The organism is Dactylosporangium sp. CA-052675 (genome assembly GCF_050947935.1).
In the GTDB taxonomy this organism is placed as follows: Bacteria; Actinomycetota; Actinomycetes; order Mycobacteriales; family Micromonosporaceae; genus Dactylosporangium.
Genome location: NZ_CP192010.1, coordinates 8,486,355 through 8,499,844, shown reverse-complemented (window position 1 = coordinate 8,499,844; position 13,490 = coordinate 8,486,355). Strand labels below are relative to the sequence as shown.

General features: G+C 75.0%; 14 protein-coding genes and 1 tRNA gene. 2 read left to right on the top strand and 13 right to left on the bottom strand.

From position 1 onward, the window contains the following. Nucleotides 1-19 precede the first annotated feature (19 nt). Nucleotides 20-667: a TetR/AcrR family transcriptional regulator gene (locus ACQP1P_RS37755; protein ID WP_433078586.1), complete on the bottom strand. Its 648-nt coding sequence runs from the start codon at nt 665-667 to the stop codon at nt 20-22. Nucleotides 668-750: 83 nt separating this feature from the next. On the opposite strand from ACQP1P_RS37755, the gene ACQP1P_RS37750 reads away from it, so the two are divergent. Both ACQP1P_RS37750 and ACQP1P_RS37745 read left to right on the top strand, forming a co-directional pair. After that, nucleotides 751-1,680, top strand: coding sequence for an SDR family oxidoreductase (locus tag ACQP1P_RS37750; RefSeq protein ID WP_433078584.1), 930 nt, complete (start codon nt 751-753; stop codon nt 1,678-1,680). 8 nt (nt 1,681-1,688) lie between these two features. After that, nucleotides 1,689-2,408: a TetR/AcrR family transcriptional regulator C-terminal domain-containing protein gene (locus ACQP1P_RS37745; protein WP_433078582.1), complete on the top strand. Its 720-nt coding sequence runs from the start codon at nt 1,689-1,691 to the stop codon at nt 2,406-2,408. Between the two features lie 94 nt (nt 2,409-2,502). Here the strand turns inward: ACQP1P_RS37745 and ACQP1P_RS37740 are convergent, their stop codons facing one another. The 12 genes from ACQP1P_RS37740 to ACQP1P_RS37685 form a co-directional block, all read right to left on the bottom strand. Next, nucleotides 2,503-3,156 carry a response regulator transcription factor gene (locus tag ACQP1P_RS37740; RefSeq protein ID WP_433078580.1) on the bottom strand — a complete coding sequence of 218 codons (654 nt, stop codon included), beginning with the start codon at nt 3,154-3,156 and terminating at the stop codon, nt 2,503-2,505. Then, complete coding sequence (locus ACQP1P_RS37735; protein WP_433078578.1) at nt 3,135-4,271, bottom strand: sensor histidine kinase; 1,137 nt, start codon at nt 4,269-4,271, stop codon at nt 3,135-3,137. Before ACQP1P_RS37735 ends, ACQP1P_RS37740 begins: the two co-directional genes overlap by 22 nt. 234 nt (nt 4,272-4,505) lie before the next feature. Continuing rightward, a complete protein-coding gene (locus ACQP1P_RS37730; protein WP_433078576.1) occupies nt 4,506-5,186 on the bottom strand; it encodes a YqeB family protein in 681 nt (226 codons plus the stop codon). Nucleotides 5,187-5,331: 145 nt separating this feature from the next. After that, complete coding sequence (locus ACQP1P_RS37725; RefSeq protein WP_433078574.1) at nt 5,332-6,531, bottom strand: vWA domain-containing protein; 1,200 nt, start codon at nt 6,529-6,531, stop codon at nt 5,332-5,334. Between the two features lie 146 nt (nt 6,532-6,677). Next, complete coding sequence (locus ACQP1P_RS37720; RefSeq protein WP_433078572.1) at nt 6,678-7,859, bottom strand: AAA family ATPase; 1,182 nt, start codon at nt 7,857-7,859, stop codon at nt 6,678-6,680. A gap of 55 nt (nt 7,860-7,914) precedes the next feature. Further along, on the bottom strand, nt 7,915-9,033 hold the full coding sequence (locus ACQP1P_RS37715; protein ID WP_433078570.1) for a gala protein: 1,119 nt from the start codon (nt 9,031-9,033) through the stop codon (nt 7,915-7,917). Beyond that, the gene (locus tag ACQP1P_RS37710) at nt 9,027-10,310 is read right to left on the bottom strand and encodes an SDR family NAD(P)-dependent oxidoreductase (protein WP_433078568.1); all 1,284 of its coding nucleotides are present in this window, start codon (nt 10,308-10,310) and stop codon (nt 9,027-9,029) included. Before ACQP1P_RS37710 ends, ACQP1P_RS37715 begins: the two co-directional genes overlap by 7 nt. Nucleotides 10,311-10,478: 168 nt before the next feature. Then, nucleotides 10,479-10,553: transfer RNA gene (locus ACQP1P_RS37705), tRNA-Met, on the bottom strand. A 69-nt stretch (nt 10,554-10,622) separates the two neighbouring features. After that, the gene (locus tag ACQP1P_RS37700; RefSeq protein WP_433078566.1) at nt 10,623-11,033 is read right to left on the bottom strand and encodes a VOC family protein; all 411 of its coding nucleotides are present in this window, start codon (nt 11,031-11,033) and stop codon (nt 10,623-10,625) included. Between the two features lie 74 nt (nt 11,034-11,107). Continuing rightward, nucleotides 11,108-11,569: a hypothetical protein gene (locus ACQP1P_RS37695; RefSeq protein WP_433078564.1), complete on the bottom strand. Its 462-nt coding sequence runs from the start codon at nt 11,567-11,569 to the stop codon at nt 11,108-11,110. A 31-nt stretch (nt 11,570-11,600) separates the two neighbouring features. Further along, nucleotides 11,601-12,194, bottom strand: a complete 594-nt coding sequence (locus tag ACQP1P_RS37690) for an RNA polymerase sigma factor (RefSeq protein WP_433078562.1) — start codon at nt 12,192-12,194, stop codon at nt 11,601-11,603. A 98-nt stretch (nt 12,195-12,292) separates the two neighbouring features. Then, the gene (locus ACQP1P_RS37685; RefSeq protein ID WP_433078560.1) at nt 12,293-13,459 is read right to left on the bottom strand and encodes a S8 family peptidase; all 1,167 of its coding nucleotides are present in this window, start codon (nt 13,457-13,459) and stop codon (nt 12,293-12,295) included. Nucleotides 13,460-13,490 lie beyond the last annotated feature (31 nt).

The window sequence follows — 13,490 nt, the reverse complement described above, 5'->3', positions numbered from 1 at the left end:
GAAGCGTCCCTTCCCTTTTTCAACCGTGCAACCCGGCAGTAGGCCCGATCATTCCATCCGCTGTCATCCAGGGGTTGGTGAGGATCGCGTACACCAGCTCGTCCACGGCCGGCGTCAGCTCGGTGAACGACGGGCCGGCCCCCGTGTACGGGTCGCAGACCTGCAGCATCATCTCGTGCACGCCCCCGACGAGGGCGATGGCCAGCAGCGGCGACAGGCTGGGGATGCCGGGGTCGGCGGCCCGGGCCCGCTCGATCACCTCGACCAGCGCGTCGGCGAAGCGGCGCTGCATCTGCTGGCGCAGCCGGAACGCCCGGGGGCCGGCCGCCTGGATCTCCACGAGCAGGGTCCGGGTCACCGCGGGCATGGTCTCCAGCGCGGTGAGGTACGCCGTCACCCCGCTGTTGATCATCTCCTTCCACGGCCGGCCGCCGGGCCCGGCGGCGCTGCGCACCACCTCGAGCAGGTGCTCGCAGCCCTGCGCGTAGAGGGCCATCAGGCAGGCTTCCTTGTCCGCGAAGTGCTCGTAGAACGTGCGCTTGGACACCCGCGCGTGCATGACGATGTCGGCGATCGTCGTGGCGGCGTAGCCCTTGGCGGCGATCGACTCGGCCAGCCCGCCCGTGAGGTCGGCGCGCAACTCCTCGGCGGTCCTGGTGCTCGTCATGCGGCGCCCTTCACCTTTCGCGACAATGTTCCCGGGTGCTAGTTTGCCTGGTACTGAACGGTACCGCCGATGGGAGGCCCTCGGTGCAGCGCAAGAGCCTGTCCGGCCAGGTGGTGCTCATCACCGGCGCCGCCCGCGGCATCGGCGAACATACCGCGCGTGCGGCCGCCGCCCGCGGCGCCCGCGTCGCGCTGGTCGGGCTCGAGCCCGACCGGCTGGAGACCCTCGCCGGGGAGCTCGGCGGGGTCTGGTTCGCCGCCGACGTCACCGACCAGGCCAGTATGGGGGCCGCGGTCGACGGGGTGGTGGGCGCCTACGGCCGCATTGACGCCGTGGTGGCCAACGCGGGCGTCGCCAGCCGCGGCACGATGGCCACCGGCGACGTCGAGGCGCTCGTGCACACCGTCGAGGTCAACCTGGTCGGCGTCATGCGCACGGCCGCCGCGTGCCTGCCGCACCTCATCGCGGCCCGCGGCTACCTGCTCCTCGTCGCCTCGGCCGCCTCGTTCGCGGCGCTGCCGGGGATGGCGCCGTACTGCGCCTCGAAGGCGGGCGTCGAGCACTTCGGCAACGCGGTGCGGCTGGAGGTCGCCCACCACGGCGTCGCCGTCGGCACCGCCCACCCGAGCTGGATCGACACCGACCTCGTCCGCGACGCCCAGGACGACCTGCCCGCGTTCAAGGACACGCTGCGCCGCCTGCCGCCCCCGCTGGGCTCGACCACGTCCGTCGAGCGCTGCGCGGCCGCCTTCGCCGACGCGCTGGAGCGCCGCCGCCGCAAGGTCTTCGTGCCCCGCGGCGTGATGCTCGTGTACTGGCTGCGCACCCTGCTCAACAGCCGCCTGGCCGAGCGGGTCGTCGAGTCGCAGGCCCGGCGCAGCGTCCCGCTCATGGAGGAGCAGGTCCGCGCGCTCGGCCGCGGCTTCGGTGCGCACACCGCGCTGCCGGTCGTCACCCGGCCGGCCGAACCCGGGGCCGAGCCCGGGTTCATCGCGAACCGCTATCACCGATAATCGAGTCCATGCCCCGACCGCCGATCTGGGCGCGCCCGGAGCCCGGTTCCCGCGCGCCCCGCTTCAGCCGCGAGCGCATCGCCGCCGCGGCGCTGGAGATCGCCGACGCCGAGGGCATCGAGGCGGTCTCGATGCGCAACGTGGCCGCGCGGCTCGGCGCGGGCACGATGACGCTCTACAACTACGTCGAGACCAAGGACGAGCTGGTCGAGCTCATGGACGACGCGCTCATGGCCGAGGCCGTGGTCGCCGAGGGCGAGTTGCCGGCGGGCTGGCGCGAGGCGACCGCGACCATCGCGCGGCGGACCTGGGCGGTGCTGTCGCGGCACCCGTGGGCGATCACGCTGCGCCCGGGCCCCGCGCTCGGGCCCAACGCCATGCTGCACTTCGAGCAGAGCCTCGCGGCCCTGGCCGGCACCGGGCTCGACACCGCGGGCCGGTTCGACGTGATCGCCATCGTCGACGCGTACGTCTTCGGCGCCGCCCTGCGCGCCGCGGAGGCCCGCGCCGAGGCCGACCCGGAGGTGGTGAAGGCCGTGGTGGCGTACGGGATGGAGCAGCTGGCGACCGGCCGCTACCCGCACACCGCGGGCCTGCTGGACGGCCACGAGCCGGGCTCGCCCGAGGCGGTCGGTCCCGCCACGGGCCCCGACGCGGTGGCGGCACAGTTCGAGCGGGGCCTGCAAGCGGTCCTGGACGGTGTGGCGGGCCTGATCCGGTCCTGCTGATCGAGTCGTGCCGATCGAGTCGTGCTGATCCGGGCGTGCTGATCCGGGCGTGCTGATCCGGGCGTGCTGATCAGGTCGCGCTGATTCGGGCGCGCTAATCCAGTCGTGACTCGTGCACCAGGATCGCCACCTGGACCCGGTTCGTGCAGCCCAGCTTGGCCAGGATCCTCGAGACGTACGTCTTCACCGTCGCCACGCTCATGTGCACCGCCGCACTGATCTCCGCGTTCGAGCGCCCCTCCGCGACCGCCTCGGCCACGTCGCGCTCCCGGGGCGTGAGGGCCGCGAGGGTACGCCGGGCCGCCGCCCCCCGATCGTCGGCCGCGACGTGCGCGATGAGCTGCCGCACCACCGACGGCGAGAGCGTCTGCTCCCCGCTCGCGACGCGCCGCACCGCGTCGAGGATGGCCAGCGGCGGGGTGTCCTTGAGCAGGAACCCGTGCGCGCCGAGCCGCAGCGCCCGGAGCACGTGCTCGTCGGTGTCGAACGTGGTGAGCACGATGACCCGCGCCTCGTCGGGCCGCAGCGCCTCGAGCGCGGCCAGCCCGTCCATGCGCGGCATGCGGATGTCCATGAGCACGACGTCGGGCCGCACGGCGCGCACGGTGCGCACCGCCTGCGCCCCGTCGGCGGCCTCGCCCACGACCTCGACCCCGGCGCCGCCCCCGAGGACCAGGGCCAGCCCCGCCCGCACCAGGGCGTCGTCGTCGGCCACCACGACCCGGATCAGCGGCCGCACGGTATCCACGCCTCCACGGTGAACGCCGCCCCGCCGTCCCCGCGCCGGACGCCGTGCTCGAACCGGCCGCCGGCCAGGCCGACGCGCTCGGCCAGGCCCTCCAGCCCCGACCGCGTCCCCGGCAGCGAGGGCGGCGCGGGCCGGGCGGGCAGCGGGTTGCTGACCCGGACATGCACCTCGTCCCCGCGCTCGAGCAGCACGCTGACCGCCACGCCCGGCGCGTGCTTGCGGGCGTTGGTGAGCCCCTCCTGCACCAGCCGGAACGCCGTGCGGTCCACGGCCGCCGGCAGGTCCCCGTCCAGGCGATGATCCAGGTGTACCGTCATGCCGGCCTTGCGCGCCTCCTCCACCAGCTCGCCGAGGTCGGCCAGCCCCTGCCGGGGCCGCAGCTCCTCCCGGTCCGAGGTGCGCAGCACCCCGAGGATCTCCCGCAGCTCCTCCATCGCCTGATGCGCGCTGGCGCGGATGGTCGCCCCCGCGTCGGCGACCTGCTCCCGCGAGAGGTCCCGGCGGATCTCCAGCGCCCCCGCGTGCAGGCTGATGAGCGAGATCCGGTGCGCGAGCACGTCGTGCATCTCCCGCGCGATGCGCTCCCGCTCCAGCCCGCGCAGCAGCTCGCCCCGCTGCCGCGCCTCGGCCTCGGCCCGCACGGCGCGCTCCCGCAGGGTGGCGATGAGCTCCCGCCGCGCCCGGACCGCGGCGCCCCACGCGATCGCGATCGCCAGGACCGTGATGCCGAGCGTGTTGGCCCCGATGATCCGCAGGTCGGGGTCCGGGTACCGGATGCTGAGCGGGATCGGCGCCAGCACGTGCAGCGCCCCGACCCACAGGGCGGTCCGCAACGGCCGGTGGACCGCGACCCCGAACACCGCGACGGCGACGGCCCCGCCGGCCATGTCGGTGACCGCGACCGGCGCGAGCAGCGCGAGGGCGACCCCGACCGGGTACCTCCGCCGCCACCAGAGCGCCACGATCGCCGGAACGGTGACGACCAGCGAGACGAGCAGCCGCTCGTCGCTGAGCAGCCCGCTGTCGAGCCCACCGACGGCCGCCATGAGCGCCACGAGCACCGAGATGACCGTGGACGTGATGTCCACGGCGAGGTCACGCGCCCGGCTCCTCACGACTGCGCCATTCGTCGCCGGTGCGGCCCGACCCCGCCATCGCGCGCCCGGCTCCTCACGACTGCACCAGTCGGCGCCGTTGCCGCATGACCTCGCCGTCGCGGGGTTCGGCTCGCCGCGACTTGACCAGTCGTCGCCGGTGCCTCCCGAGCCCGCCGTCGCGGGTTCGGCTCGTCACGACTGCGCCAGTCGGCGCCGTTGCCGCATGACCTCGCCGTCGCGGGGTTCGGCTCGTCACGACTGCACCAGCGGGCGCCAGTGCTGCACGACCCCGACGTCCCGCACGGTGAAGCCGAGCTTCTGCACCTCGTCGCGCAGCTCGTCGGCGTCGGCGGTGCTCTTGTTCTCCAGCGCCTTGGCCCGCGCGGCCAGCACCGCGTTGACGGCCCCCGGCAGCTCGGGCAGGTCCGGCACCCACCGCCGGTAGAGCTCGGCATACGGGTCCTGTCCCACCCACGGGTACCCGTGCTCCCGGAACGCCCGCTCGACCCGGGCGCTCCCGGCGTTGTCCAGCCGGTCCCGCACCACCTGCCGCGACTGCCGATCGAGCACCACGAGCATCTTGCCGTCCACGAACACCGCCTCGACGTCCCGCCGGTGCACGGTCCGCCGCGTCTCCCCGCTGACCACGACGATCTCGCCGTCCGCCACGGTGACCCGCAGCGCCTCGTGCACGGCGGCCACCCCGAGCCCGAGCCCGAGCAGCGCACCCGCCCCGACGAGCGCCGCCAGCCCCCACCCGGAGCCGAGGTGCCGCAGGAGCCGCAGCGGCCCCCCGAACGGTACCCACGGCAGCGACAGCAACCACCGAGCCGCGATCGGCAGCCCCCACCCGAGCAGCCCCCCGGCGACGGGGAACCCGGCGAGCACCACAACCCGGTCCCCGCGCGTCAGTCCCAGCTCGTGATCAGCCATGACACCCACGCTAGGCAGCCGCCGCCGTGGGGGACAGTCGCCAAAAGTAGCCGCCGCTGCCACGGGCGCAGCCATCGGCGACGTGGATCGTCTCGATGGAGGTGGGCTGGGGCCGACCAGGCCGGCGACGTAGGGGGCCACGGGCTCAGCCGTCCGTGATGTGGATCGTCTCGATCCAGGGCGGGGTGTCCGGGGGATTGGGGCCGACCAGGCCGGCGATCAGGCGGCAGCCCGCGGGCTCGTCCGGCCAGGGGGTCAGGCCGTCGGTCAGCACGACGATGACGTTCGGGGGCTCGGGGCCCCGCCGGGCGCGCTCGATGCCCACGCGCATGTCGGTCCCGCCGCCGCCGCTGAGCTGGACCTGGTCCGCCTTCGTCACGCGCGTCACGGCCTGCACGTCGGCGTCGCAGGCCAGGACCGTGACGCGGTTGCCGCGAATGCCCACGGCGCGCAGCACGCCGGTGACCTCGGCCAGGCACGACGCGAGCTGGTCGTCGCCCATCGAGCCCGAGGTGTCCACGACGATCGCGACGCGCGGCAGCGGCCGGCGCAGGCTCGGCAGGACGACCCCGCGCAGCGCGGCGCTGCGCCGGCCCGGTCGCGCATACGTGTAGTCGGCCGCCCCGCTCGCCCACACCACGGCCTGGCGCAGCGCGCCGGTGAGCAGGCGGCGCCAGTCGACGGTCGGCTCGGCGATCTCGTCGGCCCACCGCCGCCAGCCGAACGGGACGGTGCCGCGGCCCCGCACGTGCGCCCGGATGGCGTCGGCGGTCGTCCGGCGGATGGCGCCCGCCTCCACCTCGGGCACCGCGGGCGCGCCGTCGGCCCCGACCTCGCCCGGCACCGGGATGCCGTGCGCGCCCGAGCCGCACTGCACGTGCAGGACGTGCGTGTGCGGAATGCCGGCCAGATACTCCTCGAAGAGCCGCCCCGTCGCCAGCCCGAACGTCGAGGGCTCCACGCGGCTCGCCGGCAGCGGCAGCCCGTCGGCGATCAGGTCGTCGTTGATCTCGCAGTCCTGCGCGAGGTTGACCCGCAGGTGGTCGTCGCGGTCCACGTGCCGCAGCCGGTCGGCCCGCCCGTGGTGGTCCCGCAGCAGGTGCGCGACCTCGTGCACCCAGACCCCGGCCAGCTCCTCGACGGGGTGCGCGGCCACGAAGTCCGGATTCGCGTACAGCCTCCAGTGCCGATCCACGCCCATCGTCGACAGGTGCCACGAGGGCACCACGGACAGCGCGTACATCGCCGAGGCCAGATACGGCCGCAGCTTGGCCGCCCGATACCGCCCCGCGAGCAGCTTCGTGCGGTCCAGCGCCAGCCGCGCGGCCGGCACCCCCGCGAACACCGCTGCGGCGCCCCCGCCCGCGGCCGCGCCCGCCGCGTCCGCTGGTCCGGCGCCGGCCGTTTCTGGTCCCGCGCCGGCCGTTTCTGGTCCCGTGCCGGCCGTTTCTGGTTCCGCGCCCGCCGGTCGCGACGACGGCGCCTCCGCGGTCATCGTTGCATCGCCCCCGACAGCCGCAGGATGTCCACGAACGCGTCGATCGTCGCCGGCACCGGCCAGGACTTTTCGCGCATGGCCGCCAGGTCCGCCGCGGCCCGGGCCGCCACGTCCGGCACCCCCGCCTCGACCGCCTTGGCGAGCACCGCCCACGCCGCCTCCCACCGGGGCCGCGACACGTCCGACTGCACCGCCGAGACGATCGCGGTGAGGAAGGCGAGCTGCCGGTCCCCGCGCTCCGGCAGCGCGAACGCGTCGGGGTTGGCCAGGACCCGGTTGGGGTCGGGCAGGTCGAGCTCGTCGAGGTAGGTGATGAACTCCAGGCCGGCGCCGTCGCCGATCGCGCCGATCAGCGCCGTCGCCAGGGCCTCCCGCGAGGCGTCGCTGGCCAGGGCGAAGGTGAGCAGCCGCAGCGCCATCTCCCAGGTGCGCGGGGACGGCCAGGCGCCGCCGCGGCCCTCGGCGTCGGCGGGCAGGTGGTGGGTCAGGCCGGGGCGGGCGGTGAGGAAGCCCGACAGCGCGCCGCGGGCGCGGGCCAGCGCGGACGCGGCCCGGCGCGGTTCGATGCGCGGAATGTCGGCGGTGGGCCAGGTGCCGGCCAGGCCGCGGGCGACGACGGCGGGGTCGTGGGTCCAGTGCAGGTGCACGAACCGGTTGGCCAGCGGCGGGCTGAGGTGCCAGCCGTCGGCGGCGCTGGCCGGCGGGTTGGCCGCGGCGACCACGCGCACCCCCGGCGGGAGCTCGAGGCTGCCGACCCGGCGCTCGAGCACGACCCGCAGCAGGGCCGCCTGCACCGCGGGCGGGGCCGAGGAAAGCTCGTCGAAGAAGACCAGGCCGACGCCGCCGCGGGTGAGCCGGATCGCCCAGTCCGGCGGGGCCATCGGCACGCCCTGGGTCGCGGGGTCGTCGCCGACGACGGGCAGACCGGCGAAGTCGGAGGGCTCGTGGATGCTGGCGATGACGGTCTCCATCGGCACCCCGAGCCGGTCGGCCAGCTGCTGCAGCGCGGAGGACTTGCCGATGCCCGGCTCGCCCCACAGCAGCACCGGCAGGTTGGCCGACACGGCCAGCGCGAGGGCCTCGAGCTGGACGTTGTCGCGCCGTTCCACGCGGGTGGCGCGGGTCGCGGCGAGCAGTTCGTCCGCGGCGGCGAGCAGGTGCAGGGCCTCCGTCATGCCCGCGAGAGTAGCGGGGAGGTACGACAGTTTTCCGGGGGAAAGGCGGGGGCTGCTAGCGGTACACGCTGAGGATCTCGCTCGCCAGGGGCGGCTCGCCACCGGGCAGCAGCTGGGCGAGCACGCGCTTGACGCGCCGTGGAACGTCGGGCCCGAGCGTCAGCCGCCGCAGCGCCGTCCGGCCGGTCTCGACCGCGGCGAGCAGCGCCTTGGCCCCGCGCCCGCGGATGCCCGTGTGCCGCAGGTCGAGGCGGCGCAGCGGGCTGCCGGGCAGCGCCTCGGCGAGCAGCCGCGCCCCGGGGTCGCCGATCGTGTTGTCGGTGGCGCCCAGCACCCGCAGCGACTGCGGCCGGCTCAGGTCCAGCGCCTCCAGCGCGCCCAGCCGGGCCGCGACCGGGGCGGCGTCGGTCAGCCCGTTGCCGCCCAGGCCGAGGGTGCCGCCGCCGCGGACGACCCCGTCCATGAGCACCCGGACGCCGGCGTCGCCGAGCCGGTTCGCCGCGAGGAACAGGTCCGTCACGCCGCAGCCGGTGAGCAGGCGGGACAGCAGCGGCGCGGCCGACGGCCCGAGCCCGTTGCCGCCGAGGAAGACCCGCGTCACGGGCCGCTCCCGCGCGGCGAGGGCGTCGACGAGCAGCGCCAGGCCGGCGTCGGTGAGCCCGGTGTTGACGAGGTCCAGGGTGGTGAGGGCGGTGTTCGTGCGCAGCATCGCGGCCAGCGCGGCGATCCCGTCGTCGCCGAGCGGGTTGCGCTTGAGCCACAGCGCGGTCACGGTGTCGTCGCCGGCGAGCCGCTCGAACAGCGGTTCCGCGCCGCCCGCGTCGATGGCGTTGCAGCCGAGGTACAGCGTCTGCACGCCGTGCCCGGGCGCGAGCGACGCGGCGAGCGCGGCCGCCCCGGGCGCCCCGAGGCCGTTCGTGCCGAGCAGCAGGTGTACCGCATGACCCGACCCGACCACCCGATCCAGCACCCGGCTCACGCCGTGCGCGCCGAGGCCCTGCTTGCACAGGTCGAGCCGCCCGTCGGGCTGCAGCGTGCCGAGCGGAAAGCGCTCGGTCACGGCGACCCCGGACGGGTCGGACAGCCGCGCCAGCAGCGGTTCGAGCAGGGTCAGATCAGCCGGCGGTACCGTCGGGGCCGCCAGCACGGGACACGAGATCTCGACCTCTACCACTGCACCACCCGGTAGTCCTTGAGGAAGACGCCGTGCACGGGGTCGCCGTGCACGCCCCGCACGATCGGGTCGTAGACGCGCGCGGCCCCGTCCACCACGTCCAGCGGCACCCGGAACCCCCGCTCGCGCAGGGCCTCCCGGGTCGCGTGCGGCCGTTCGTCGGTGACCCAGCCGGTGTCGACGCTGGTGACGTGGATGCCCTCGGCCGCGTACTCGTCCGCGATCGTGCGGGTCAGCATGTTCAGGCCCGCCTTGGCCATGTTCGTGTGCGGGTGCCCGGCGGTCTTGTTCGCGCGGCTGAAGCTGCCCTCCATGGCCGAGACGTTGACCACGTACCGGTCGGGGCTCGGCGCCGCGCGCAGCAGCGGCCGCAGGCGCCCGATCAGCAGGAAGGGCGCGAAGGCGTTGATGACCTGCACCTCCAGCCACTCGCGCGGGGTGACCTGGTGCAGCCGCAGGGTCCAGCTGTTCACGGGGCGCAGGTCGAGCGGTTCGCCGGTCTCGTCCAGCGCGCCCGCCGGGAAGAACAGGTCGTCCACCGCGGTCTTGTCCATCGCGCCGGCTTTGTCGCTAGCGCTGGGTTTGTTCAACGCGGGGCGGTCCTCGGCGGCGGCGAGCTCGCGGTAGTACGAGGGCGGGCGCCGGATGGTCTGGGCCGCGTTGTTGACGAGGATGTCGAGGTGGCCCCAGCGCGCGGCGACTGCCTCGGTCAGCCCGACCACCCCGGCCGGGTCGAGGAGGTCCACGCCGTGGATGTGCAGCCGGTGCCGCCAAACTCCGGCATCGTGTACGGCCTCGAAGCGCCGCCCCGCATCCCCCGGGAACCGCGTCGTGATCATGACCTCGGCCCCGTCGCGGAGCAGCTTCAGCGCGGTCTCGAACCCGATCTTGATGCGGCCGCCGGTGAGCAGCGCGCGCCGCCCGGTCAGGTCGGCCCGGGCGTGCCGCCGCGCGGTGTTGCTCGTGGCGCACTCGGCGCACATCTGCGGGTACGACGGCGGAACCTCGCGGTAGGGCGACTTGCACACGTAGCACCGGCGCGCCCGCAGCAGCGCCGTGGCGCCGTGCGGGTCCGGCGGCCGCGCGGGGTCATCGGGCCGCGGCTGCGTCACCAGGCGCCGGTCGTGCTCGGCGGTCGCCGTGCGCCGCTCCGCCTTGCGCCGCTTCTTGCGCGCCCGGTACGCCTTGTCGACCGCCGCCGCGACCCGCTCGTCGGCGTCGTCGACCGCGGCCAGCACCCGCAGGCAGGCCTCGACGTCATCGGGGTCGAGCGGCACCGCCGTATGGTAGCCGCCCGCGCGAAGGCGGCGGGTCTGTCAGCGGGGCGGTGCCGCGGCGGCGCGGTGCTGCGGGGCCGAGCGGGGCGGTGGCGTGGCGCCCCGGCGGCGTGAGCGTCATGTCACCGGCGGGCGGCGCGAGCCGTGGCATTCGCCCGCGCGAAGGCGGCGGACCGGCCGGAATCGAACCGGCGTCCTCACCGATTATGAGTCGGCGCGCGACGACCTCTGCGCTACGGCCCACCGCGCCCAAGAGCCTATGCGAACGGCCGGACCGGCGGGGCGAGCGGGTCCGGCCGAGGCGAGCGCGAACTACAGCGACGGCGCCGACGCGAAGCTGACCGTCCGGATCCGCGGCTGGTAGAGCTGGTGCAGCACGAAGGTGTTCCCGTCCGGGTCGGCGAAGCTCGTGACCCGCGAGAACGGCCCCTCCTCGATCGGGGAGTCGAAGACGATCCCGCGCTCGGAGAGCTCCTCGTAGGTCTTCTCGATGTCGTCGGTGTCGAGCACGATCCCGCGCAGCGATCCGGCCGGCATCGACTCGAACCAGGTGACCAGCGTGAACGACGTCTGGCCGTGCTTCGGGGCGACCTCGACCCAGCGGCGGTCGCCCTCGTCGTTGTCGCTGATCAGCTCCCAGTCGAGGGCGTTGAGGTAGAAGTCGCGGGCCCGGTCCTGGTCGGTGACGGGAATGGACACGATCTGCACGTGGTCGATGGGCATGGCCGGCTCCTCGCAGCGTCGCGGCACCTTTTCCGCAACCGTACCCGCTGCGACCAGGGGTTTTGCGAAGAATTCTACAATTGCACCCATTCTGTGCGGACCGGTACGAATGCCCCCTCGACCTCAGGCTCGCAGCGCAGCCGCACGGGGCCGGTCGCGACCCCCTCGAAACGGAAGCGGCCCTCGTCGTCGGCCGACGTCTCGTGCGACCCGGCCGGCGACTCCACGACGACCTTGGCCGCGACCACCGGGACCAGCTCGCCGACCACGTCGACGGCGCCCGAGCGCGCGGTCACCTGGACGTCGATGGTCAGGGCGCCGCTGAAGAACGTCAGCACACGCGGGGTTCCGCCGCGAATCCCGCCCCGCACGGCGATGAGCCGGTCCAGCGAGTCGCGGGTCAGCGCGGCCAGCGCCGCGTCCGGGTCGCGCCAGGACAGGCTCGCCCGGGCGGCCGCCAGCACGTTCGGCGGCACCGGGTCGCGCCGGCCGGCGATGTCACGCAAAGAGCTCAGCACCTCTTCCTCCCCGATCATCGGGTCGGCCCTGCGCAGCCGCGGTGGGTGGTCATATCGAGGTCGCCAATCGTCGGCGCAGCGTGCCCAGGCAGCGCTTGCGAGTCGGACCGATACTGCCGATCGGCACGTCGAGCGCGGCCGAGACCTCGGCGTAGCTCGGCGGGGGATCGGCGATGAGCACCCGCAGCAGCTGCTGGCACTGGCGGGACAGGGTCTGGAACTCCTGCCAGAGCATGGCGTCGCGCTCGTCCCGCAGGACGCCCGCGTCCGGCTCCTCCTCGACCGGATCCACGCCGGCCGGGGCGCCGCCCAGGGTCTCCACGAAGTCGCCGGCCGCCCCCGCCGGCACGTCGCGCCCGCTCTTGCGCAGCAGCGCGATCGCCTCGCGGCGGGCGGTGGTCGCCAGCCAGGAGCCGAGCTTGTCGGCCTCCCGCACGGCGTCGACGTGCTCCACCAGCCGCAGCCACGTCGCCTGGCTCACGTCCGCGGCGTCGGACTGGCCGAGCTGGAAGCTGCGCGCCACCGACCAGACCAGGTTGGCGTATCTGTCCACAATGGACTCCCACGCCTGCTGGTCCCCGGCCGAAGCAGCCCGCAGAAGTGCGGCATTCTCGTGTTCACCGGGACTTTCGGGGTCGGCCATGGCTCCGAAGGGTAGCACCGGGACCACCGGGCGACGGGGTGCGGCGACCAGCGTGCCGCACCCCGCCACCACCCTCCCCCTGGTGTGACGCATGGCCCTCACGCCACCCCCGCGTAACGGCCGTAGCGCAGCCCCGCCCCCGCCACGACCGACTGCGCCGCCAGCCCGGCCGAGCCGGACTCCGGCAGCGCGTCGGCGATCGCCGCGGCGACGTACGGCGCCGCGAACGAGGTGCCGCTCCACCGGGCCCAGCCGTCCGGGAAACCCTCGTGGTGCACATACGTGCTGAGCACGTCGGCCCCCGGCGCCGCGAGCGTCACCCACGGCCCGGTGTTGCTCCAGTTGCAGATGCGCCGGCCGTCGTGGGCGGCGACCGCGACCACGCGCCGCCGCCACGGCGCGCCCGTCCCGGCGTACGCGGCCGGCCAGAACGGCCGGTCGTGCTGGCCGTCGTTGCCGGCCGCCGCCACGACCACCCGGTCACCGCTCGTCAGCAGCTCCGCCAGCGCCGCCGTGAGCAGGACCGGTGGCCGGTCGTCGAGCGAGTATCCCCCCAGCGAGAGGTTGATGATCGGGTCGTCGCCCGCCCGCCGGAGGGCCGCGACCAGGTCGCTCTCCCGGCACACCCCGAACGTGTCGACGATCCGCACCACTCTCGGCCGCACCCGCCGCGACCGGCCCAGCATCACCCCGGCGACGAAGTTGGCATGCCCGGCGTCGCCCTGGCGCACCCCCGCGCCGTCGTCCCCGGGCTCGAAGTCGTCGGTGACGTACCGCTCCTTCGGCAACGGGCTGTTCAGCCACACCCCGGTGTCCAGCACCAGGACCCTCACCCCGCCGGTCCCCTCCACCGGCGGGGTCAGCGCACCGGGGGGCGCGGGGCGCGGCGGCCCGTACGCTCCGGCGTGCGCGAACGGTGTCGAGACGAAGACGTGGTTCGGCGCGGCGGCCACCCTCGGGTCCCCGGCCGCCTCCGCCTGCACGCGCACGCGCCGGGCGGCTCGCGCGACGTCCAGACCGGGCAGCCGGACCCGCCGGAAGCCGTCCGGGACATCCCCCTCCTCAACGATGTCCCGGGCGTCGAAGCCCTGCTCGGCGAATGCCTGGCGCGCGGTGCCGAAGTGATCCGCCCGCACGACGAGCTCGTCGGCGACGAAGCGCACCGGCGTGCCGTCCGCCCGGTCCTCGCGGCGCACCCACGGCAGCCCGGCCAGTCGCCGGGCGCGCCGGGAGCGCCACTCGTCCGGACGTGCGTCCGCCGCCATCGGGGCTCCTCCTCACCGTGCCGTCCTCGTG